The following is a 22,708-nucleotide window of genomic DNA, read 5'->3' on the forward strand; positions in this document are numbered from 1 at the left end:
TTACCCCCAGCTTTTAATATCATATTGAATCGATATGTATACTGAGAAAGAAGCAATTTACCTCTCTCTCAGTACAACATATACGAGAATTACCAACTTTTCAATAGTTATGTGTATATCCAGTCATCTGACCTCTCAGCGCTGCCCGATCGGCACATACTTCTGATGTGTCGCTCCTGTGTAATCTGCGCGCGGACGGATCAGACGGTTGTTGTCATATTGCTCCAGAATGTGCGCCAGCCAGCCGGACATGCGGCTTACAGCGAAGATTGGCGTGAACAGATCATACTCAATGCCCAGGCAATGGTAGACGGATGCGGAGTAGAAATCCACATTTGGCGGCAGATTCTTGGAGCCTGTTACGAGCTCTTCAATCTTCACGGACATATCATACCATTTGCGCTCGCCGTTCATGATGCAAAGCTGGCGGGACATTTCCTTCAGGTGCTTCGCACGAGGGTCGCCGCCGCGGTACACACGATGGCCGAAGCCCATGATCTTCACCTTGTTGTTCAAGGCATTTTGGATATAAGGCTCAACATTCTCCAATTCGCCGATCTCCAAAAGCATCTTCATGACGTTTTCGTTCGCTCCGCCATGAAGCGGCCCTTTCAGCGCGCCGATTGCGGCTGTCACGCCGGAATACACATCAGAAAGTGTCGCCACGCAAACGCGTGCCGTAAATGTAGAAGCATTCAGCTCGTGGTCTGCATGCAGCACAAGCGCTTTGTCAAACGCTTCAATTTCAATTTCATTCGGCACACGATCGTTCAGCATGTACAAGAAGTTGGCGGCAAAGCCAAGCTCCGGATTTGGCGCCACCGGCTGCAAGCCCTTGCGGATTCTCGCATAAGCTGCTGTCAGCGTGGAAATCTGCGCCTGCAATTTAACCGCTTTCAAATAATTAGATTCTGCATCCCGCGCTTCCGCGTTTTCATCATAGACTCCCAGCATGGAAACCGCTGTGCGCAGCACTGTCATTGGATGAGCCTTGCTCAAATCCGTAGACTGCAGGTATGCCAGAACAGGAGCCGGTAACGCCGCATTTGCTGCCAGCTGCCCCTTTAACTCTTCCAGCTGCGCTTGATTCGGCAATGTACGGTGCCACAGCAAATACACGACCTCTTCAAACGAAGCATGCTCTGCCAAATCATCAATCTCGTAACCAGCATATGTCAATGTGTCATCAATGATGGAGCTGATAGACGAAGTCGTAGCCACTACCCCTTCTAGACCGCGAGTAACCGCCATAATGATCTCTCCTTTTCCTCAAATTTCTCCCCAACCCGGACAGAGCCCTGTATCAGGAAAAGCAACACAACATGAAGCAATACCGCTGCATTCCTTCATGTTGCTGTTACTTCTCCCGGCCGCAAGCTGCGTCATTTTTTCTATGGGCGCTATCCTAACTCCCATTATAAACAATTATCTGATTTTTGTGAACGAAAAGAATTCGTTTAATTTATATCACAATATAATTACTCTATTTAAACAGCTGTATAGCATGCATGATTGCATACGCAATTCCCGCACCGATCAGCGGCCCGACGGCCACCCCGTTGAACAATGCTACGGCCAAAATCGTGCCCAGCACGAGGGCAGTTGTAATGTGTGGGTCCTGCGATAGGAGCTGCACCCCGCCTTTTGCCAGCAAAGCGACCGCAATGCCGGAAGCCAGCGCAATCCAGGCGTAGTACGATTTTGTTGCCCCAATCAGCTGCTTGAAGCCAATTTCTCCGGACGCAATCGGGACAAGCAACGCGATGGTAATCACCGTGACTCCCCAGTTAATCCCCTTTTGCTGCAGCAGCGGAAACAGCTTCCCGCCAAGCCCGCTCCACTTCACTGCGAGAAGAGCGAGCACCGCAACCATGAGCGACTGATTTTTCGCAAGAATCCCGATGAGAAGGAGAATGAATAAAAATAAAATTGGCTGGCTAATCATAATGGCCTCATCCTTTCTAAAAAAATATTATGCCGGTTCCTGCAAAAAAGAGTTGAAGTCTTCCTTTTCAGGCATGCACAACTGTCCGCCGGACGTTTTGGCTTACTTTCCTTTCAGGCCGCCTATAAGTCCTTTATTTTACATTGTATTCGGGCTACAATAGAAGCACGGCCTGACTCTAAGCAGATAAGGAGGGGTACGTTTGAACCGGAACGCCCTATATATGGCAATTCGGCTTGCCGCTATTATTGTTGTGACTCTGCTCTCTATTTATGTAATAGTCCGTCTGTCGGGACTCATGTATCCATTCATCATCGCGTTTATCATTGCCTATATGATGAACCCGCTTGTTGACTTTTTGGACCGGAGGCTTCGATTTCCGCGGGCATTGGCTGTCTTTGTTTCGCTCGTCCTTGTGTTTGGAGCGCTTGGCGGCCTCATTACCCTTTTGATTACAGAGTTGATTGCAGCACTGAACTTCCTGCTGGAAATTTTGCCGGAAAAGTTCCCGAAGCTTGTAAATTATATCCAAGATTTCTTTGTGAACAGTGTCATGCCCCTGTACCAAGACTTGGCGACAAAGTTTAGTAGACTCGGCGAGTCCCAGCAAAATACCATCACCACCAACATTCAGAACCTGGGAACGGAACTGGCCAGCAATGCACGGTCGCTGCTGACCTCCATCTTGAGCGGCTTGACCAACTTTATCAGCACACTGCCGACACTGGCAACAGTATTTGTTTTCGTACTGCTGGCAACCTTCTTCATCAGCAACGATTGGCATCGCATCGGCCGCGGCATGAAGCGGCTGCTGCCGGAGCGGATGCACGGATACAGCGAGACTATTTTTGGCGACCTGCGCAGAGCCTTGCTCGGCTTCATAAAGGCACAGTTCACCCTCGTCTCCATGACAACCGTCATCGTCTTAATCGGACTGCTGATCTTGCGTGTCCCGTATGCCATCACAATTGCGCTTGTTACGGGAATTGTCGACCTGCTGCCCTATCTGGGGACAGGAGCGGTGTTCGTCCCTTGGATTTTGTACATTTGGTTCACCGGGGATACTGCATTCGCCATCGGCCTGCTGATTTTGTACATTGTCGTGATTGTGCAGCGGCAGCTGATGGAGCCAAAGGTGCTGTCCTCCAATATTGGATTGGACCCGCTGCCGACCTTGATTGCCTTGTTTGTCGGCTTTCAGCTGTATGGCTTCCTCGGGCTGATTATCGGCCCGACCGCACTTGTTGTTCTGAAAACCTTATACGATGCACACGTATTCCGCGATGTTTGGCATTTTGTCCGCGGACCGCGGACGTAACATGCAGACAGAAGCGGAAAAGGCTCAACCAAAGCCATCAAGGACTTTGGTTGAGCCTCTTTTTCATCGCCAAATGATGGTTTTGCCATTGCGCAGCTTCTTCTCGATCTGCTTGGACAGCAGGTGCTTACAAGGCTTGCGGGTGACCGGGAACAGCAGCAGGAAACCAAGGATGTCTGTCGTGTAGCCAGGCGTCAGCAGCAGCACGGCCCCGACAAGAATGCATACGCCGTCAAGCAGCGATTCCGTCGGCATCTGTCCGCGGCTCAGCCGATAACGGATTTCCCGCAATACCTCCATGCCTTGCCGCTTGGCAAGATAGGCCCCGATGACTCCGGTCGCCACGATTACGAAGAACGTCGGCAGGACCCCGATCCAATGACTGGAAGCCACCAGCAGCGACACCTCCACAGCTGGAATCAGAATGAACAGCAATACGAGCAGTTTCAGCATACAATCCTCTCCTTACTTAGAAAAGCGGAATCGGCTCCTCTGAAACATGCAGAGAGGATGTACCGGCACCGCCAAACGATACAAGCATTATAGCATGTCAAGCTTGATTGTTTCTTAAACAAGCCGGCATGAAAAAGAGAAGGAGCAGCTCCTTCTCTTATCTTATTGCTTATAGCACGACCGCATGTCCATTGTATACAATGCCGCGGGCTGCATCAACTGTGACCTCTTGGCCGTCTGTCAGTACGGATGTTGCATTTTGCACACCGACAATAACCGGAATTCCAAGGGAAACGCCTACAACAGCCGCATGGCTTGTCAGGCCGCCTTCCTCCACAACAAGACCGGCAGCGCGCTCAATCGCCGGCATCATGTCTTTATCTGTAGCAGCCGCCACGAGAATGGCGCCCTGCTCCATCTTCGCGATTGCTTCCTCAGCTGTTTTCGCCACAACTGTTTTGCCTTTCGCGCTTTTGCGGCCAATGCCTTGTCCTTTGACGATTTGCTCTCCAACGACATGCACCTTCATCAGGTTTGTGGTGCCTGTTTCGCCCACTGGCACGCCGGCTGTGATGACAACTGTATCACCAGCGTTGAAGGCGCCGGCATCCATACCGGTACGGATGGCTGTCTCCAGCATTTCGTCAGTGGAGTACACCTTTTCCTTTGCCACATACGCCTGCACGCCCCATACAAGAGCCAGCTTGCGGCATACACGCTCATCAAAGGTCACCGCTACAACCGGGGACTTCGGACGGTACTTGGAAATCATTTTCGCTGTATAGCCGCTTTCTGTCGGTGTCAGAATGGCTGCCGCATCCAACGCAATGGCTGTGTGTGCAACTGATTGACTAATCGCATCTGTGATGGTCGTTCTCGCCGCCTTAATGCCGCTGTGGAACAGATCCTGGTACTGAAGGGAACGCTCTACACGCGTCGCAATAGTCGCCATCATTTTTACAGACTCGACCGGATAAGATCCTGCCGCTGTTTCACCGGACAGCATGATTGCATCTGTTCCATCAAAGATGGCATTTGCCACGTCGCTTGCTTCCGCGCGTGTCGGACGCGGGTTGCGCTGCATGGAATCCAGCATTTGCGTTGCTGTAATAACCGGCTTGCCGGCAACATTGCATTTATGGATCAAGCTCTTTTGCACAAGCGGCACTTCCTCAGGCGGAATCTCCACACCCATATCGCCGCGGGCAACCATCAGGCCGTCAGACACTTCCAAAATGGCATCAATGTTATCAATGCCTTCCTGGTTCTCGATTTTCGGGATAATTTGAATATGCTGAGCGCCATGCTCCGCCAGCAGTTCGCGAATTTCCAATACGTCTGTTGCCTTACGCACGAAGGATGCCGCAATGAAATCCACGCCCTGCTCAATGCCGAATACAATATCCTGCACGTCTTTCTCGGTGATGCCCGGCAGCTTGATGCTTACATTCGGAACGTTTACACCTTTCTTGTTCTTCACAAGGCCGCTGTTCAATACTTTGGTGCGGATTTCGCCATTTGCTTTGCTGAGAACCTGCAATTCAATCAGGCCGTCATCGATCAGGATGCGGGATCCCGGATCTACATCCTCATACAGACCCTGATAGGAAACAGAGAACTTCTCTGCTGTTCCGAGCACCGGCTCCATGGAGATGATTGTCTCTGCACCTGTCTTCAGCTCTGCTTGTCCATTTTCAAAGTCATGTGTGCGGATTTCCGGTCCCTTCGTATCCAGCAGGATGGCAACCGTTTTCCCTGCAAGCTTCGCTGCTTCGCGGATGTTTTGAATCCGTGCACCGTGCTCCTCATGGCTTCCGTGCGAGAAGTTCAAGCGTGCTACATTCATGCCGGCTTCCATGAGCTGCACCAGTTTATCTACACTTTCACTTGCCGGACCAATCGTACATACAATCTTCGTTTTACGCATTCTAATACCCTCCACCGATTAATGGAAACGTTCCCAAATTTCAGATATGCTCCCGATTTTTGAATGACTGCTTCTTGCCTTAGATGGACAGCTCCTGTGACAGCTGATACATGCTGAGGTCAATTGTGTGCTTTTGTGCCAACGCTTCGATAATATCATGGTCTACAATTTGATTGCTCTGAATTCCTACACAGCGTCCGCCTTTTCCTTCCAGCAGCAGCTCCACTGCTCTGGCGCCAAGACGGCTTGCCAGCACCCGGTCAAAGGCGCTTGGAGACCCGCCGCGCTGTACATGGCCGAGTACAGTTACGCGTGTTTCCAGGTTTGTCGCTTCTTCAATTTGCTTGCTCACATCGCTGGCACTGCCGACGCCCTCAGCCACAATGATGATGCTGTGCTTCTTGCCTCGTTCATGGCCGCGCTTCAGGCGGGCAACCACATCTTCCATATCATAATTTGCTTCCGGAATCAGGATTGTTTCCGCACCGCCTGACAGACCTGTCCACAGTGCGATGTCTCCTGCGTGTCTGCCCATTACTTCAATTACATATGTACGCTCATGGGAAGTGGCTGTGTCACGAATCTTGTCGATGGCATCGATTACAGTATTGAGCGCGGTATCAAACCCGATGGTAAAGTCCGTTCCGGGGATATCATTGTCGATGGTTCCCGGCACGCCCACGCAAGGGAACCCGTGCTCTGTCAGCTTTTTCGCCCCCTGGTAGGAGCCGTCGCCGCCAATGACAACGATACCTTCAATACCGAATTTCTTCAGCTGCTCGATTCCCTTCATTTGCCCTTCCAATGTCTTAAATTCCGGACAACGCGCCGTATACAGCTTTGTTCCGCCGCGGTGGATAATGTCGCCTACGGAGCCCAGCTCCAGCTTTTCGATATGGCCGGAGATCAGACCTGCATAGCCGTGGTAAATTCCGTACACTTCAACGTTGTGGTAAATAGCTTTACGTACGACTGCACGCACCGCAGCGTTCATACCAGGTGAATCGCCGCCGCTTGTTAAGACACCAATTCGCTTCATGAGTACTCACCTCAAAAGTTTATTTGCCTTTAATACAATACCATGGGGAATCCTGATAAGACAATGGCTAACCGATGTCTTTTCTAAAAAAGGGAGAATTATTCATTCCTTTTGAAAAAAGCAATACAGCTTTTCCATTCGAAAGAGCCGCCTGTTACGCCTCACTGAAAGACTCCTGTTCACAAACTGCTTATAGCTTTCCCTATTTCTCCGGAAAACTATAAAGAAAAGCGTGCATTCACCAAAGGAACGCACGCTTTTTTCAGTTCATACTCATGGAGCTGTCAGAAACGGACACTTGGCCGATTTGCATAAACTTTTGATAGCGGTGCTCTACGAGCTGTTCCTTCGTCATGCCTTGCAGCTGCTTCAGGGAACGCTGCAGCACTTCATCCATGTAGGCTGCCTGCTGCTTCACATCGCGGTGTGCACCGCCTTTTACCTCAGGGATGATTTCATCAATAATATTCAAACGCTTGAGATCTGCTGCTGTAATGCCCATGGCCTCTGCAGCGTCCTTGGACCGGCTGGCATCCTTCCACAAAATGGCTGCCGCTCCCTCCGGAGAAATGACAGAGTACGTGGAGTTTTCGAGCATATGAACAAAGTTTCCGACGCCAAGGCCGAGGGCACCGCCGCTGCCGCCTTCTCCGATAACCACACAAATCACCGGAACAGTCAGGCCGCTCATTTCAAACAAATTGCGGGCAATTGCTTCGCTCTGCCCGCGCTCTTCAGCTGCTTTGCCCGGGTAAGCTCCCTTTGTATCAATAAAACAAATAATCGGCCGGCGGAATTTCTCTGCCTGCTTCATAAGGCGCAGCGCCTTGCGGTAGCCCTCCGGATGCGGCATGCCGAAGTTGCGGCGGATATTCTCCTTCGTATCCTTGCCGCGCTGATGCCCAATAACAGTGACCGGCTCGCCATGGTACTTGGCAATCCCGCTGACAATGGCCGCATCGTCACCATAAGCACGGTCGCCATGGCATTCAAAGAAATCGGTGAATAACAGATTCATATAGTCCAGCGTGGTCGGGCGCTCCGGATGACGCGCAATTTGCACCTTGTCCCACACCTTGATGTTGCTGTACACTTCATTTTCCAAATTCTCCAGCTTGCGCTCCAAAATGCGGATTTCATTGCTGAAATCCACTTGGCTGTTTGCTGTATACTCCTTCAGCTCACGAATCTTATTACGCAGCTCGACAATTGGTTTTTCAAATTCTAGCTCTGCCATACGGCCGCACGCTCCCCTTGATGAATTTCCACAATCCGGCTCAATGACTCCTTCATCTCCAAACGGTTCACTACCGCATCAAGCTGGCCGTGCTGCAGCAGAAACTCTGCTGTCTGGAAATCATCCGGCAGCTCTTCACGCACCGTCTGTTGAATCACGCGCCGTCCGGCAAAGCCAATCAAGGCGCCCGGTTCAGCCAAGTTATAGTCACCCAAGGATGCAAAGCTCGCAGAAACACCGCCTGTTGTCGGATGAGTCATGACAGAGATAATAAGCCCGCCTTCCTCACTGAAACGCTTCAGGGCGGCACTTGTTTTCGCCATTTGCATCAGGCTCAGTACCCCTTCCTGCATCCGGGCACCGCCAGAGGCAGTGAAAATCATGAATGGCACCTTCAACTCGCGCGCCTTCTCGATGGCCCGGGCGATTTTTTCGCCGACAACCGATCCCATGCTGCCCATGCGGAAACGGGAATCCATGATGGCGATAACCACCGGCATGCTGTCAATTGTTCCGGCGCCGGTCACGATTGCCTCATTCAAGCCTGTTTTGCTGCGGTCGCTTTCCAGCTTATCCTCATAATCCGGGAAATGCAGCGGGTTGGCGGACAGGAGCTCACGGTCATATTCCACGAAGGAATCCGCATCCAGAATCACATCAATGCGTTCCGGGGCGCTCATGGGATGATGATAGCCGCAGCTGCACACCTTGGCATTTTTCAACAGCTCTTTTGTATATACTATTTTCTTACAGCCTGGACATTTTGTCATAACGCCGTCCGGTACCTCTCTTCTCATCTGTTCAGAAGGAACCGCTGCGTATTTCTTTTTCTTTGAGAATATGTCTCTGATTTGCAAGTAAACCTCTCCTTTGCTGGTAATCCAAAAAGCAGGACGGGGCTGATGGATCAGACATCACGCAAGCCAGGGGCAAACATCCCCTTCCCTGGCTGCCTTGTCCTTCTACTCACTTTACCTGTTATATACGAGAATGTTTGTCAGAACATGTCATGGTTATGTCGACAAATTTCTCTTTTCCGCCAAAAGAAAAGAGAAAACCGGGAGGCCCTTCTCCATGGCCATTGCGTCCAAACTAGAACACATGCCTTCGGCGCCGTTCTGTTTCTTTGTCCAACGCCCAGGCAAGCATTACGTATGAAACACAATTTTGGCAGAGAGGGCGTCATACAAGCGCAGCGCCTCCGCTTCGTCCTTTCCTTCCATCGCTTGATACAGCTGACGGTATAAATCCAAGTCATTTGCAGTACGTTCGCCCGAAAGCGTAAAGGAATACTCGCTTACAATCAGCCAAATGCGGTACAGCAAATAATTCTTTGTCTGCTCGACAGCTTGCTTGAAGAAGGCTTGATGAAACAGGAGAATATCTGCCTCACCTGAAAGAAACAAGCCCGACAGGGGCTTCGTCTGTTCCGGAGTCCCGGCGCATAGAATGCGGATCGCGTCCTTCTCAAGCAGCTTCTTCACCTCCAGCAGATCCTGGCGGGTTTTCTCATCCAGCAGTAAAAACTTAGAAATAAGCGGCACAAGACCGTTTTCATAAAAGTTTTTGACAAAGGTCCCCTCGCCGCGGCGTGTTTCAATCAACCCGACAAGCTCCAAGGCACGCAGCGCCTCACGGACAGAAGAGCGGCCCACATTCAAACGGGCGCTCAGCTCCCGTTCGGAGGGCAGGCGGTCGCCTGCCTTCAGCCCGTCATCATCCATAATGGAACGGATTTTCTGCACAATTTCCAAATATACTTTTGTTTGTGATGATGTCACTTGGCATTCCTCACTTACTTATTTTCCTATGCTTGCCAGCCTTCTTGTCTTCTCAGCCACCTCATCCGGATTTACCTTCCGGCGGGCCACACCTGTTTCCATGGCGGCTCTTGCCACATAGGCGGCCACTTTCGGCGCAACTCTGGCATCAAAGGGACCCGGGATAATGTAATCGGCTGTAAGCTCTTCATCGGAAACAAGCTCCGCAATGGCCTGTACCGCCGCCACCTTCATTTCTTCATTGATTTGGGTGGCATGCACATCAAGCGCGCCGCGGAACATGCCTGGAAACGCCAGCACATTGTTCACCTGATTCGGGAAGTCGGAACGCCCGGTCCCAACCACTGCAGCACCGGCTGCCTTCGCCTCTTGCGGCATGATCTCCGGCACAGGATTGGCCATGGCAAAGATAATGGCCTGACCATTCATGGAACGAATCATATCAGGCGTAAGCGCGCCTTCCACCGAAACGCCGATGAAAACATCTGCGCCTTGAATGACTTCCGCCAATGCTCCCTGCATGCGGTCACGGTTTGTATACTTGGCAATCTCGTCCTTCACCGCATTCATCCCGACCGGACGCCCCTCGTAAATGGCTCCTTTTGTATCGCACATGATAATGTCGCGCACACCGTAGTGGTACAGCAGCTTCATAATGGCAATGCCCGCAGCCCCCGCTCCATTGGCCACGACCTTGATTTCCGTCATCTTCTTCCCGACCAGCTTCAGCGCGTTCACCAATCCAGCCACTGTTACAATGGCAGTGCCGTGCTGGTCATCATGGAAGACCGGTATATTCATTTCCTTCTTGAGACGTTCTTCAATCACAAAGCAGTTGGGCGCCGCAATATCCTCCAGATTCACTCCGCCGAATGTCGGCTCCAGCAGCTTGACCGTCTCCACAATTTTATTTACATCATTTGTATTCAAGGCAATCGGGAACGCATCGACACCGGCAAAGCTTTTAAACAGCACGGCTTTCCCCTCCATCACCGGCAGGGAGGCCTCGGGTCCGATATTGCCGAGTCCAAGCACGGCAGTTCCGTCCGTTACAACTGCTACCATATTGCCCTTCATTGTATATTCGTATACTTTGTTTTTATCGTCATAGATGACCTTGCACGGCTCCGCGACACCGGGGGAGTAGGCAAGGCTCAAATCCTGGGCGTTCTCCACCCTGACCTTTGATACAGTTTCCAGCTTCCCTTGGTTCACCCGATGCATATGCAGTGCTTCTTCACGAAGTTTTGACAAAATCATCACGCTCCTTCATCAGTTTGCTGCTTGTACAGCATATAGTGGTCTGACCACGAAAAAAGGATACTAATACTATAAGCGAGAGGGGCGGGAAAGTCTACCTCTTTTTGCATACAACATTTCCCACCCCGGCAATTTCCTGCAGCGCTTCGAGGCATGCCTTCTCCGGGTGTACAGAGAAGGAAGCCGGCAGCTGCAGCAGTTTATTTTCTTTCTCAAAATATAAGCGGACAACGGCAAATCCGGGATGCTGCAGCAGCACACTCCTGATTTTCGCGGTACTGGCCTTTTCATGTTGAGAGGGCAGCTTGATATATAAAGCTGCGGACCGGTCCGGCTCATAGGCGGCGCTCTCGTCGAGCGGATACACGCCGGACACCACCCACTGCAGCTTGCCGTTCCGGACACTGACCGCCCCCTCAAGCAGCAGCAAGGCATTCTCCTGCACACGCCCGCCGAACTGGATATGTGCTTCCGGAAACAGCACAGCCTCCATTTCTGTCTCACCATCGCTGATGGTCAAGAAAGCCATGTTCTGCAGCTTCTTCGTCCGAATGACACTGACCCGGGATACAAGAACAATCGAACGGACTGTCTGCCGGCCCGGCCGGATTTCCGAGAGTGCAGGAATGGAAAGCTCCCGCATCAAGGCTTCATAGGCAGCCGTCGGATAGCCCGATAAGTACAGCCCAAGCACTTCCTTCTCCCGCTGCAGCTTCTCCAGCAACGGAAACGGCGCCGCTTCCGCATAGCGCGGCTTGGAAACGAGGTCGAGCATATCCAACTCCCCCTCCCCCTCCGGCCGTACAAGCGCCGCATAGGATAAAGCCGGCTCCATGCTTGCCAGGAGAACGGCCCGGTCCTGTCCGCTTTCATCAAAGCAGCCCGCGAGAATCAGCGTCTCCAGCAGCTTTTCATTCACCAGCCGCTGGGGCAGCCGGACACAGAAATCAAACATGTCCGCAAATGGCCGCTTGCGCCGCTCTTCCACAATAGCCTTCACTGTCGCGGTGCCGATGCCGCGGATGGCCGTCAGGCTGCAGCGGATGCTGTCTCCTTCCAGGCGGAAGGTATAGCCGCTTCTTTGGACGGACGGCGGCAGCACCTGAATGCCGTACCGGCGGCTCTCCCGGATATACTGCACGGTCCGCTCCTCATTGCCCAGCACGCTGGATAACAGGGCTGTCATGAATGCCTGCGGATAGTTTGCCTTAAAATAGGCAAGCTGATAGGCAATCATGCTGTAGGCAACCGCATGGCTCCGGTTAAAGCCATAATTCGCGAATTGCACAATGAGGTCATACACCGCGTTCGCTGTTGCTTCCTCGTAGCCCCGGCGGAGACAGCCCTCAACAAAGTGGCGCCGCTCCCTGTCCAGCACATCCCGATTCTTCTTGCTGATGGCGCGCCGCAGCAGGTCTGCCTCGCCGAGCGAGAAGCCTGCCAGACGGGAAGCAATTTGCATAATCTGCTCCTGATAGACAATGACGCCGTACGTATTCTGCAAAATCGGCTCCAAATCCGGGTGCGGATACTGAATGGCCCGCTTGCCGTGCTTCGCCTCAATGAATATTGGAATCTGCTCCATCGGACCCGGCCGGTACAGGGCGTTGACAGCCACGATATCCTCGAACTCGGTCGGCTGCAGGGAGGACAGCACCTTGCGCATCCCTTCCGACTCCAGCTGGAAAATGCCGCTTGTCTCGCCGCGCCCAAGCAAAGCGAAGGTTGCTTCATCCTCCAATGGCAGCTCCGCCAGGCTGATTTTGCCGCCGGAGGTTTGCTCCGCCAAACGGCGGATGCTCTCGAGCATGGTCAGGTTGCGGAGCCCGAGAAAGTCCATTTTCAGCAGCCCCAATGCTTCCAATGCTTCGGCGGCATACTGCGTCACATATACCCCATTATGCCCCTCCTGCACCGCAACCTGTTCTGTCAGCGGCGTGTCGCTCAGCACTACACCGGCAGCGTGGATAGAGGTATGCCGCGGCAGTCCTTCCACTTGGCAAGCGATCTGAAACACCCTTTCGTAGCGGGACTGGCTTTGCACCCATTCCCGCAATCCCTGCGATTCTTCATATGCTTCCCGTAAAGTAATGCCCAGCCGGGATGGGATCAGCCTGGAGGCCAAATCCATTTCTCGCTGAGACAGCCCAAGCGCACGGGCGGTATCCCGCATGGCAGCTTTGGCTGCCAGTGTCCCAAAGGTAATAATTTGCGCAACATGAAGGGTACCGTATTTTTCTGCCGTATACCGAATGACCTCGTCTCTGCGAATATCAGGGAAATCAATATCAATATCCGGCAGCGTCACCCGCTCAGGGTTCAAGAAACGTTCAAATAACAAATGATATTGAATCGGGTCGACATCAGTGATCCGCAGAACATAGGCTACGAGCGAACCCGCTGCCGAACCGCGGCCCGGTCCCGTCAGGATGCCGTTGTCGTGCGCATACTTCATAAAGTCGGCAACAATAAGGAAGTAATCGCTGAAGCCCATCCGGCATATCACGTCCAGCTCGTGCTGCAGCCGCTCCCGGTGCAGCGGCTGCACCTCTTCGTAGCGGTACGCCAGCCCGTCTTCACAGAGGCGGCGCAGGTAGGAATCCGACGTCTCACCTGCCGGAACCGGGAAGCGGGGCAACCGATTCGTATGAAAGGTGATTTCCGCCCGGCAGCGCCCGGCAATTTCCTCTGTATTGCGGAGCGCTTCCGGCAGATGCGCAAACAGCCCGTTCATTTCCGCACTGCTTTTCAAATAGTACTCATCTGTTTCAAGGCGCGGCCGGCCTTCCTCCACCATCTTCGTTCCGCTCTCAATTGCCAGCAGGCATTCATGTACAAATGCCTCTTCTCGTTTTACATACCGGACATCATTCGCAGCAACAAACGGCACATCGAGCTCGGCTGCCAGCGGCCGCAGCTGCTCATACAGGAAATACTCCGCCGCCGTGTCATGGTTTTGGATACTGAGGTAAAAGGCTGCAAACAGCAGCTGATACTGCCGCACTGCAGATTTGGCAGCTTCATAATCACGCCGCAGCACCGCCTGTTCGATTTCGCCAGCCGGCCCCGGCGAAATGGCAATCAGACCTTCCGCATAACGGGCCAGCCACTTCTTCGGAATGCCCTCCTTGCTTTTCGTCATAATCGCGCTGGAGATTTTCAGCAGATTTTGGTAGCCTGCTTCATTTTCCGCCAACAGCACAAGCGGATACGCTTTTCCGTCTGTCTCATTCCACACGGACGCTGTCAATCCAATAATCGGCTGAACACCTTCCCGCAGGCATGCCTGATAAAACGGAATCGCCCCGTACATCACATTCTCATCCGTAATGGCCAACGCCTGAAAGCCCATTTCCTTTGCCGCTTTCACCAGCTCTTCTATGCGGCAGGTGCTTTTCAAAAGACTATACATCGTTTGGCATTGCAAGTGGACAAAGCTCAATCCGGTCCCCCCTCTCGGCACTCATCAACTGCTTCCATTATAAGACCGCTTCCGTCCGGAAATCAAAACATACTCCTTTTTGGTTGTCCATATATATAAAGTGAAAGGGTGATGACTGTGGAGGTTAAGCAAACATTTCTTACGCTGCTGGTGACAAGCTATTTTATCGCGTTCGGCGTCATGCTCGGTGGCTCGCTCATTGGCGGCTTCGGAGCTTTCCTCGTCGGACAGCCGCCAATGACAATGATTCAGCGCTTTTCGGACAGCCTTCGGATCTGGGCTTTGGTGGCGGCAATCGGCGGCACCTTTGATACCTTCTACTTCCTGGAACGGGGCATTTTTCAGGGAGAAACCAAAATAGTCATTAAACAGGTGCTGTTGATTATTTTTGCGATGGGCGGCATGCAAACCGGGCTGATCATTACCCGTTGGCTGACCCAGGATCACGTATGAGAATCCCGCCGCTCTACAAGACCCGGACGTGGCAGATGTTTTTTGTCGGAGCGGTGATTGGCGGCGTCATCAGCTGGCTCATTTTCCTCTACATGTACGGCGTATTTCAGGAGGAGCAGACGCAGCTCATTCTCCAGCAAAAGCAGAAAATTCTGGAGCTGGAACAGGATAAACATCTCTTAATTGAGGACAAAAACAAATTAAACGAAAACGCCAAGCAGGAGCTGACCATTCAAGACATTCAGGTGGAGATTGTGAACCATGACCAGTTTGACTCCCTGACGGTCCATATGCTGACAGCCGCAGTGCGCGATGACCTGCGCCCCATTCTGACCCAAAGCATTCAAAGCGTGGCTGACAACAAGAGCCTGCTCAAGAAGGTGATTGAAAACAAGACATACGAACGGGATGAACGGCGCTACCGCTTTAAAGTGGACACCATCTATTTTGACACTGTACTGGAGATTTCCTTGCGCATGGTGAACGCGAATGAAACGCTGCCGCCAAATGAAATGCGGACAAAGCCGTAGTATCGATATTCTGGACTTCACCAGACAAATCCTTCTGTCATACAAAGGGGACTGACTTCAAGGTCAGCCCCCTCACATTATGCCTGCAGGCAAAGCTCACGCAGGTCAGCGATAACCTGCTCCGCTTCATCCCAGGAGTAAATTGTTGCGCCGGAAGCCATCGGATGGCCGCCGCCATTATACTTCATTGCGAGACGATTGATGACAGGCCCTTTGGAACGCAGGCGGACCCGGATGCAGTCTTCCTCTTCCAGGAACAGCACCCATGCCTTAATTCCTTCAATATTGCCGAGCGCACCGACAACAGAGGAGGCTTCGTTCGTTCTTACGCCGAACTCCTGCAGCGTATCCCTTGTGATTTTAATGTAGGATGCGCCTTCCTCAGTCAATTCGAAGTTCTGCAGAATATAGCCATTCAACCGCGCCAGCTTCACGCTCGTCTTATACATTTCATCATACAGCTGCGGGAAGGCAATGCCGTGCTTCACCAGTTCCGCCGCATATTGGAAGGTTTTGGGCGAAGTGCTCGGGAACAGGAAGCGCCCTGTGTCGCCCACAATGCCCGCGAAAATAAAGCGTGCGGAATCCTCCGTCAGCACAAGCCCCTTATCCTGGCCGTACTGGTAGAACTCATAAATCATTTCGCTGCAGGAGCTTGCGGTTGTATCCACCCAGACAATGTCGCCGTACGGATCTTCATTTGGATGATGGTCAATTTTAATCAGCATTTTTCCTTTGTTGAAGCGCTGGTCGCATACACGCGCCTGGTTGGCTGTATCGCACACAATGACCAATGCCTCATCGTATACGCTGTCATCAATCTGATCCATGAAGCGGAGGAATGTCAGCGACTCCTCATCCGCTCCCACCATATGTATGGTTTTCTCCGGAAAGGATTGCTGGAGCATTGTGCCCAGGCCGCACTGCGAACCATACGCATCCGGATCCGGCCGGACGTGCCGGTGAATAATAATCGTTTCAAACTGCTGAATGGCTGCCAAAATTTGTTCCTTCATCATCATTCCCCTTTGTGAAATATGCTGTCCCCTTGGATAATTTGCTTCATGTCCCCGGAAAATTCCGGTACAATGGAAGAAATGATGCAAATGGGGGATGCTTACATGTTGATTTTTACGGTCTTGACTCTCGTTTCACTCATGCTGTACCTATTCTATAAAACGAAGCAGATCCGTTGCCAGCGTCCTGCGGAGAAGGCTTGGCTTGCCGGCAAATGCGCCGTGGCACTCGGTTCCTTCGTGGCGTTCTTCGGCCTGAACCTGTTTTTCGTGCTGAACTCCACCGTCAGCATGATTGTAGGCATTGTCTTCCTTGCAATTGGGGCGGCCAGCGCCTGGAACGGCATCCGGCAGTACAAGTACTTCCTGCCGCTGGCTATAGAAGAGGCGGAAAAGCTATAAAGAAAAGCGGAAGCAGCCCACTTAGCCATCCGAAGGGAGGTTCTCCGGCCTCAAAGGCGCTTTTTGCCTTTGTGTGCCGGAGGTTCTCCCTGGCAGTGAGCTAGCCGGTGCAGTTGGACACCACGAAAAGCGGAACCGGCTCGTTCAGCCCGCCGAACAGAACACTTCCCGCAAAAGGCTGCTGCATGCAGCCTTTTTATCGGTCAATCAGCTGCACCATGAGCAGCGCCTTTCCGACAACCTCACCCTCTTGGTACACCTCTACGTCCACCTTACCGAACTTTCTGCCGACCTCAAGCACCTTCGGGTAAACCTCCACCACGGTATCAATTTGCACCGGCTTGACGAAGTAAATCGTCAGATTCTCTACAACAAGATCGCCCTTTTTATGTGTACGCAGCACACGGTTGGTCGCTTCTGTCACAATTGTTGTGAAAACACCGTAGGACAACGTGCCGATGGAGTTGGTCATTTGCGGCGTTACCGAAAAGCGGTAGACATTTTCCGTTTTCGTTTCCTTTGTATCCAGGAATTGGTTGGTGACAATATCTTCAATCGTCTCTCCGACCTGCGGCTGCCGCTGCAGCATTTGCAGCGCCTGCAGCACATCCTGCCGGCTGATAATTCCCTGCAACTGATTGCTTTCATCCACAACCGGAAGCAGCTCAATTCCTTCCCACACCATCATCCGAGCGGCGGATGCAACAGACACTTTGCCGTTTGCGGTAATCGGGTTTTTCGTCATCACCTTTTCCACCGGTGTATCAAGCGGCACGCCAATTACGTCCTTCGAGGTGACAATGCCGAGCACCTTCAGGGACTCATCCACAACCGGATAACGGCCGTGCATGGTCTGCTGGCTGTAGTCATGCCACTTTTGGACCGTGTCCTCCGGCCCAAAGCAAATCGTTTCCTCCACCGGCGTCAGGATATCTTCCACAAGTACAATTTCCTTTTTGATCAATTGGTCATAGATGGCCCGGTTGATCAGTGTGGCCACTGTGAACGTGTCGTAGCTGCTGGAGATGACCGGCATGCTCAATTCATCTGCCAGGCGTTTGACATGCTCCTCTGTATCGAAGCCCCCGGTAATCAGAACCGCCGCCCCTGCTTCCAATGCCAGGCGATGCGCTTCCGTCCGGTTTCCGACAATCAGCAGGCTGCCTGCATCCGTATAGCGCATCATCGCTTCCAGCTTCATGGCCCCGATCACAAACTTGCTCAGCGTTTTATGCAGTCCTTCCCGGCCGCCGAGCACCTGGCCGTCCACGATATTGACAACCTCTGCGTATGTAAGCCGCTCAATATTCTCTTTCTTCTTCTTCTCAATTCGAATCGTTCCCACACGCTCAATCGTGCTCACATAGCCCTTGTTTTCCGCATCCTTAATGGCACGGTATGCCGTTCCCTCGCTCACGTTCAATTCCTTGGCGATTTGGCGGACAGAAATCTTATGGCCGACCGGCAGGCTGTTAATATGATCTAAAATTTGGTTGTGTTTTGTTGCCAAGAAGCTTCACCATTCTTCCTTCCCGAAAAATATCGTGCTTTTCTCAGTATACTATACTTTTGAAACTGTTACACACGGGAAACAGAAAACTGTATCAATTCTTTGGAACACTACCAGAAAAGCGAAACCGGCTCGCTCAGCCCACCGAAGGGAGGTTCCGTCCGCTAAAAGGCGCTTTTTGCCTTCGCCCGCAACTGGGCACAAGAAAAGCAGCACTCACTACAAAAAGAAGCACCCGCATTCGGGCGCTTCACTGCTGCTTACAGCTCAATTGCTTCTCCCGGAGCCAGCACAGTGCCGACACCTTCAGCAAGCCGGCCGGCAAATGCCTGCGCGTCCTGCTCAATCAGCGGGAACGTGTTATAGTGCATTGGCACAACCCGCTTCGCCTTCAGCCACTCTGCCGCCAGCACCGCATCATCCGGCCCCATGGTGAAGTTATCGCCAATCGGCAGGAACGCCACGTCAATGCTGTTGCGCGAGCCGATCAGCTGCATATCCATGAACAGCGCTGTATCACCCGCGTGATAGATGGTCTTGTCTTCAGCGGTAAAGAGAATTCCAGACGGCATGCCTGTATATGTAAGTGTCTTGGCGGCATGGTCTTCCAAACTGGAGCCATGGAAGGCCAGTGTGAATTTTACCGTGCCGAAATCAAAGGCATGCGCCCCGCCGATATGCATGGGGTGCGTCTTGACTCCCTGCCACCCCAGAACAGTGGCCAGTTCAAACGGCGCTACGACAACTGCATCGTTGCGCTTCGCCAGCTCCACCGTGTCGCCGACGTGGTCGCCGTGCCCGTGCGTCAGCAGGATGGCGTCCACGCGCAGCTCTGATGCCTGCAGGTCCGTCTTTGGATTGCCCGTAATAAACGGATCGATGATGATGGTCTTGCCGTTTGTCTCAATCTTCACCACTGAATGGCCATGGTAGGAAACTTTCATAGGTAATTCCTCCTTTAAAATAAATGCATTCCTCTCTTCTGTACTACATTACCCTATTCTGCGCCAAATTGGAAAAATCCTGTCCTCTCCCTTGTCATGTCTGTGTCGGGAGAGTAAAGTTAAGATATTGATAACGAGGAGGGATTGCCATGAACCAGCGTCTGCAAAAGCTGAGCAGCTGGCTGCAGCATCAGAATCTTGACGCAGCTTTCGTCACTTCGACGCCAAACGTCTTCTATATTAGTAATTTCCACTGCGAACCGCATGAACGTCTTCTTGGAATATTTGCATTTCCGGAGCATGAGCCGATTCTGGTCTGCCCGAAAATGGAGGAGGGACAGGCACGCAGCGCAGGCTGGGGCTACGAGATCATCGGCTACAGCGATACGGACAACCCGTGGGCGCTCATTGCCGCTTCTCTGCAAAAGCGCGGCGTACAAGGTGAGTACATAGCAATCGAGAAAGAGCACTTGAATGTGGAGCGCTATGAAAATATCCGTGCCCTGTTTCCGCAGGCAAGCTTCACAGCTGCCGAAGCGAAGCTGCATGAGCTGCGCATGCTGAAGGATGAAAAAGAGCTGGCTATTCTGCGGCAGGCTGCCTATATGGCGGATCTGGCCATTGAAATTGGCGTAAGCCAGATTGCGGAAGGAAAAACAGAGCTTGATGTGCTTGCTTCCATTGAGTATGAATTGAAAAAGCAGGGCATTCAGAAAATGTCCTTTGACACGATGGTGCTGACCGGTGCGAATTCCGCACTGCCGCACGGCACACCGGGCACGAACCGCATCAAGCATGGTGACTTCGTTTTGTTTGACCTCGGTGTCATCATTGACGGCTATTGCTCCGACATCACCCGCACCGTTGCCTTCGGTGCTGTAACAGAAGAACAAAAGCGCATCTATAACACTGTTTTGGCCGGACAGCTGCAGGCGGTTCAGGCATGCAAGCCGGGCACGCCGCTGGATGCCATCGACCGCGCGGCGCGTTCTTTAATTGAAGAGAACGGCTTCGGCCAATACTTCCCGCACCGCCTTGGCCACGGCCTTGGCATCAGCGTGCACGAGTATCCATCTGTAACGGATGCGAACACAACACCGCTGCAGGCCGGCATGGTATTTACCATCGAGCCTGGCATCTACGTTCCTGGTGTCGGCGGCGTGCGCATTGAGGACGATGTGTACATCACCGAAACAGGCGTTGAGCTCCTGACAAAGTATCCGAAAGAGCTGCAGATTATCAAATGAGAAGCACCCTGATAAAAAGGAGGAGGAAGCACTTCGCTTCCTCCTCCTTTTATGGCAAATTCAGCAGCGTTGCTGTATCTGCATATTCCAGGCCGTGCGCTTCCGCAACAGCCTGGTATGTCACGTAGCCCTGCAGCGTATTCATGCCTTGCAGGAGCGCCGGATTATCCAGGCACGCCTGCTTGTAGCCCTTGTTCGCGATTTGCACCGCATATGGCACAGTCACATTGGTCAGTGCGATGGTAGAGGTGCGCGGTACAGCCCCCGGCATGTTGGCTACCGCATAGTGCACGACCCCCTCTTTTACATACGTCGGATTGTCATGTGTGGTAATGCGGTCGGTCGTTTCAAAAATGCCGCCCTGGTCAATGGCAATATCCACAACGACTGATCCCGCCTCCATGGACTGGATCATCTCCTTCATCACAAGGCGCGGCGCCTTGGCACCCGGAATCAGCACGGCCCCGATGACCAGATCAGATTCCTTTACTGCTTGCGCAATGTTGTATGGATTGGACATCAGCGTCGTAACTTGATGGCCGAAGATGTCATCCAACTGGCGCAGCCGATCCGGATTCAAGTCGATGATTGTTACATCTGCGCCAAGGCCGACAGCCACCTTGGCCGCATTCGTACCAGCGACGCCTCCGCCGATGACCGTCACGCGGCCGCGCCGTACACCGGGCACACCCCCAAGCAAAATGCCTTTGCCACCCTCCTGCTTTTCCAGAAACTGCGCGCCAATCTGGGCGGACATACGCCCCGCCACCTCACTCATCGGTGTCAAAAGCGGCAGCGAACCATTTGGCAGCTGCACCGTTTCATAGGCGATGCCCACCACCTTCTGGTCAATCAGAGCCTTGGTCAGCTCCGGCTCCGGCGCCAAGTGTAAATACGTGAATAAAATCAGCCCTTCCCGGAAGTAGCCGTATTCACTGGGAACCGGCTCCTTGACCTTCATGACCATATCCATGGACCAGGCATCTGCTGCCGTATCCACAATCCTGCCGCCAGCCTGCACATACTCTTCATCTGCGAAGCCTGATCCAAGCCCGGCACCTGCCTCGATATACACCTCATGATGATTGCGAACGAGATGATACACCCCGGCCGGTGTCATGGCAACGCGGTTTTCATTATTTTTAATTTCCTTTGGTACCCCAATACGCACGGCGCTCTCTCCTTTACCTGTAATTGCATTGTTTTCCACAGCATGCCCGAAAACGCGCACGTTTCATGCAGAATCACATTACAATAGTATATTTCCCCAGGTAAAGGAGGGCGCCTCTTTTCAGTAAATCAGCAGCGGAGTTGCCCTGCACACAAAGTCCGCTTCTCTTGGCGGCCGGCTGCTGGAGCTTTTCTTAGCGGTGCCGGTGAATGACGTCCATCCCGCCTGTTACTTCTATGACAGTCCCGGTCAGCATATCAGAGTTTTCCTCACACAGAAATGTAATCACCCGGGCAATGTCCTCCCCGGTTCCCGGCCGCCCGATTGGCGCCCGCCGCTCTCCGTGCATCCTCGCCTGTTCAATAGAAGACTCCTTCATCGGCCCGACAATATCCCCCGGACAAACCATGTTGGAGGTGATGCCAAATTGCGCTTCCTCATAGGCAATGGTTTTCGTCAGAGACACGAGCCCCACCTTGGCCGCGGCAAATGCCGACCGGTAAATCCAGCCCGGCGCACTGTCCGCGCCTTGGAAGCCATAGTTAATGACACGGCCGAACTCATGCTGGCGCATCAGCGGGATGACCTGCTTCAGCAGATAAAAGACGGCTGTCAGGTTGCCGTTGATGACGTCATGCCACTCCTGCTCATCATAGTCCATCAGCCGCTTCCGTTCAAAAACGTACGGGCCGGCATTATTAATCAGAAAATCGATCCGGCCGAACCGCTCCACGGTTTGCCCGACGATGCGGGAGATATCTTCTTTCTTCGTCACATCTCCCTGCAGCAGCTGCAGCCGCTCCTCCAAGTGGCTGTATTGCTCTCTCAGTTCCACGGCCGATGCCTCATCACGGTACGTTACCGTCACTGAATACCCCTTGGCCAGCAGCTCTTCTGTCACGCGTCGCCCCAATCCCCTGGCCCCTGCCGTAATGAGCGCATGTCGCACAAGCAACCCCTCCCTTTTTCTCAGCTTATATAAGATTCGCATAAGATATGTATAACATATGTAGCAAACTTCTGCAGGCACTGA

General features: G+C 52.6%; 19 protein-coding genes and 1 pseudogene. 5 read left to right on the forward strand and 15 right to left on the reverse strand.

Annotated elements, in window-relative coordinates; translation table 11 throughout:
• Positions 1 to 135: 135 nt before the first annotated feature.
• Both citZ and NK662_RS02600 read right to left on the reverse strand, forming a co-directional pair.
• Positions 136 to 1,251 (reverse strand): citrate synthase, encoded by a 1,116-nt coding sequence (gene citZ / locus NK662_RS02595; protein WP_254757051.1) that lies wholly within the window; start codon positions 1,249 to 1,251, stop codon positions 136 to 138.
• 232 nt (positions 1,252 to 1,483) lie between these two features.
• Positions 1,484 to 1,945 (reverse strand): DUF441 domain-containing protein, encoded by a 462-nt coding sequence (locus NK662_RS02600; protein WP_254757053.1) that lies wholly within the window; start codon positions 1,943 to 1,945, stop codon positions 1,484 to 1,486.
• A 202-nt stretch (positions 1,946 to 2,147) separates the two neighbouring features.
• On the opposite strand from NK662_RS02600, the gene ytvI reads away from it, so the two are divergent.
• Positions 2,148 to 3,263: a sporulation integral membrane protein YtvI gene (ytvI, locus tag NK662_RS02605; protein ID WP_254757055.1), complete on the forward strand. Its 1,116-nt coding sequence runs from the start codon at positions 2,148 to 2,150 to the stop codon at positions 3,261 to 3,263.
• 63 nt (positions 3,264 to 3,326) lie between these two features.
• On the opposite strand, the gene NK662_RS02610 is transcribed toward ytvI, so the two are convergent.
• From NK662_RS02610 to dnaE, 8 genes are all read right to left on the reverse strand, one after another.
• On the reverse strand, positions 3,327 to 3,713 hold the full coding sequence (locus tag NK662_RS02610; RefSeq protein ID WP_254757437.1) for an FxsA family protein: 387 nt from the start codon (positions 3,711 to 3,713) through the stop codon (positions 3,327 to 3,329).
• Between the two features lie 172 nt (positions 3,714 to 3,885).
• Complete coding sequence (gene pyk / locus NK662_RS02615) at positions 3,886 to 5,643, reverse strand: pyruvate kinase (RefSeq protein ID WP_254757057.1); 1,758 nt, start codon at positions 5,641 to 5,643, stop codon at positions 3,886 to 3,888.
• Between the two features lie 79 nt (positions 5,644 to 5,722).
• A complete protein-coding gene (gene pfkA / locus NK662_RS02620) occupies positions 5,723 to 6,682 on the reverse strand; it encodes a 6-phosphofructokinase (protein WP_254757059.1) in 960 nt (319 codons plus the stop codon).
• Between the two features lie 262 nt (positions 6,683 to 6,944).
• Positions 6,945 to 7,919: an acetyl-CoA carboxylase carboxyl transferase subunit alpha gene (gene accA / locus NK662_RS02625; protein ID WP_254757061.1), complete on the reverse strand. Its 975-nt coding sequence runs from the start codon at positions 7,917 to 7,919 to the stop codon at positions 6,945 to 6,947.
• Complete coding sequence (gene accD / locus NK662_RS02630; protein WP_368736050.1) at positions 7,907 to 8,770, reverse strand: acetyl-CoA carboxylase, carboxyltransferase subunit beta; 864 nt, start codon at positions 8,768 to 8,770, stop codon at positions 7,907 to 7,909. Before accD ends, accA begins: the two co-directional genes overlap by 13 nt.
• A 297-nt stretch (positions 8,771 to 9,067) precedes the next feature.
• The gene (locus NK662_RS02635; protein ID WP_254757063.1) at positions 9,068 to 9,700 is read right to left on the reverse strand and encodes a FadR/GntR family transcriptional regulator; all 633 of its coding nucleotides are present in this window, start codon (positions 9,698 to 9,700) and stop codon (positions 9,068 to 9,070) included.
• 18 nt (positions 9,701 to 9,718) lie between these two features.
• The gene (gene ystJ / locus NK662_RS02640) at positions 9,719 to 10,954 is read right to left on the reverse strand and encodes an NADP-dependent malic enzyme (protein WP_279663289.1); all 1,236 of its coding nucleotides are present in this window, start codon (positions 10,952 to 10,954) and stop codon (positions 9,719 to 9,721) included.
• Between the two features lie 100 nt (positions 10,955 to 11,054).
• Complete coding sequence (gene dnaE / locus NK662_RS02645) at positions 11,055 to 14,402, reverse strand: DNA polymerase III subunit alpha (protein ID WP_254757067.1); 3,348 nt, start codon at positions 14,400 to 14,402, stop codon at positions 11,055 to 11,057.
• A gap of 61 nt (positions 14,403 to 14,463) precedes the next feature.
• Here dnaE and ytrH point away from each other — a divergent pair.
• Positions 14,464 to 14,855: pseudogene (ytrH, locus tag NK662_RS02650) on the forward strand (sporulation membrane protein YtrH).
• Positions 14,852 to 15,385: a sporulation membrane protein YtrI gene (gene ytrI, locus NK662_RS02655; protein WP_254757071.1), complete on the forward strand. Its 534-nt coding sequence runs from the start codon at positions 14,852 to 14,854 to the stop codon at positions 15,383 to 15,385. The pseudogene ytrH and the gene ytrI overlap by 4 nt, the downstream one beginning before the upstream one ends.
• 77 nt (positions 15,386 to 15,462) lie before the next feature.
• Here ytrI and NK662_RS02660 read toward each other — a convergent pair whose 3' ends face one another.
• Positions 15,463 to 16,401 carry a DHH family phosphoesterase gene (locus NK662_RS02660; RefSeq protein WP_254757073.1) on the reverse strand — a complete coding sequence of 313 codons (939 nt, stop codon included), beginning with the start codon at positions 16,399 to 16,401 and terminating at the stop codon, positions 15,463 to 15,465.
• Between the two features lie 105 nt (positions 16,402 to 16,506).
• Here NK662_RS02660 and NK662_RS02665 point away from each other — a divergent pair, with 105 nt between their 5' ends.
• Entirely contained in the window at positions 16,507 to 16,803 is a 297-nt protein-coding gene (locus tag NK662_RS02665) for a YtpI family protein (protein ID WP_254757076.1), read from the forward strand.
• 196 nt (positions 16,804 to 16,999) lie between these two features.
• Here the strand turns inward: NK662_RS02665 and NK662_RS02670 are convergent, their stop codons facing one another.
• Entirely contained in the window at positions 17,000 to 18,313 is a 1,314-nt protein-coding gene (locus NK662_RS02670) for a CBS domain-containing protein (RefSeq protein WP_254757078.1), read from the reverse strand.
• 260 nt (positions 18,314 to 18,573) lie between these two features.
• The gene (locus NK662_RS02675; protein WP_254757080.1) at positions 18,574 to 19,257 is read right to left on the reverse strand and encodes a metal-dependent hydrolase; all 684 of its coding nucleotides are present in this window, start codon (positions 19,255 to 19,257) and stop codon (positions 18,574 to 18,576) included.
• Between the two features lie 149 nt (positions 19,258 to 19,406).
• Between NK662_RS02675 and NK662_RS02680 the strand changes: the two genes are divergently transcribed.
• The gene (locus NK662_RS02680; RefSeq protein ID WP_254757082.1) at positions 19,407 to 20,504 is read left to right on the forward strand and encodes a M24 family metallopeptidase; all 1,098 of its coding nucleotides are present in this window, start codon (positions 19,407 to 19,409) and stop codon (positions 20,502 to 20,504) included.
• A gap of 49 nt (positions 20,505 to 20,553) precedes the next feature.
• On the opposite strand, the gene ald is transcribed toward NK662_RS02680, so the two are convergent.
• Positions 20,554 to 21,675, reverse strand: coding sequence for an alanine dehydrogenase (gene ald / locus NK662_RS02685; protein WP_254757084.1), 1,122 nt, complete (start codon positions 21,673 to 21,675; stop codon positions 20,554 to 20,556).
• Between the two features lie 193 nt (positions 21,676 to 21,868).
• Positions 21,869 to 22,666 (reverse strand): SDR family oxidoreductase, encoded by a 798-nt coding sequence (locus NK662_RS02690; RefSeq protein ID WP_254757086.1) that lies wholly within the window; start codon positions 22,664 to 22,666, stop codon positions 21,869 to 21,871.
• Between the last annotated feature and the right edge of the window lie 42 nt (positions 22,667 to 22,708).

This window comes from Ectobacillus ponti (assembly GCF_024294785.1).
Lineage (GTDB): Bacteria > Bacillota > Bacilli > Bacillales > Bacillaceae_G > Ectobacillus > Ectobacillus ponti.

Bases quoted from the DNA above. Each gene is read 5' to 3' on its own strand.
- NK662_RS02690 (WP_254757086.1), bottom strand. From the start codon at position 22,666: ATGCGAATCTTATATAAGCTGAGAAAAAGGGAGGGGTTGCTTGTGCGA.
- citZ (WP_254757051.1), bottom strand. From the start codon at position 1,251: ATGGCGGTTACTCGCGGTCTAGAAGGGGTAGTGGCTACGACTTCGTCT.
- NK662_RS02600 (WP_254757053.1), bottom strand. From the start codon at position 1,945: ATGATTAGCCAGCCAATTTTATTTTTATTCATTCTCCTTCTCATCGGG.
- NK662_RS02660 (WP_254757073.1), bottom strand. From the start codon at position 16,401: ATGAAGGAACAAATTTTGGCAGCCATTCAGCAGTTTGAAACGATTATT.
- pfkA (WP_254757059.1), bottom strand. From the start codon at position 6,682: ATGAAGCGAATTGGTGTCTTAACAAGCGGCGGCGATTCACCTGGTATG.
- NK662_RS02665 (WP_254757076.1), top strand. From the start codon at position 16,507: ATGTTGATTTTTACGGTCTTGACTCTCGTTTCACTCATGCTGTACCTA.
- accA (WP_254757061.1), bottom strand. From the start codon at position 7,919: ATGGCAGAGCTAGAATTTGAAAAACCAATTGTCGAGCTGCGTAATAAG.
- pyk (WP_254757057.1), bottom strand. From the start codon at position 5,643: ATGCGTAAAACGAAGATTGTATGTACGATTGGTCCGGCAAGTGAAAGT.
- NK662_RS02680 (WP_254757082.1), top strand. From the start codon at position 19,407: ATGAACCAGCGTCTGCAAAAGCTGAGCAGCTGGCTGCAGCATCAGAAT.
- NK662_RS02675 (WP_254757080.1), bottom strand. From the start codon at position 19,257: ATGAAAGTTTCCTACCATGGCCATTCAGTGGTGAAGATTGAGACAAAC.
- ytrI (WP_254757071.1), top strand. From the start codon at position 14,852: ATGAGAATCCCGCCGCTCTACAAGACCCGGACGTGGCAGATGTTTTTT.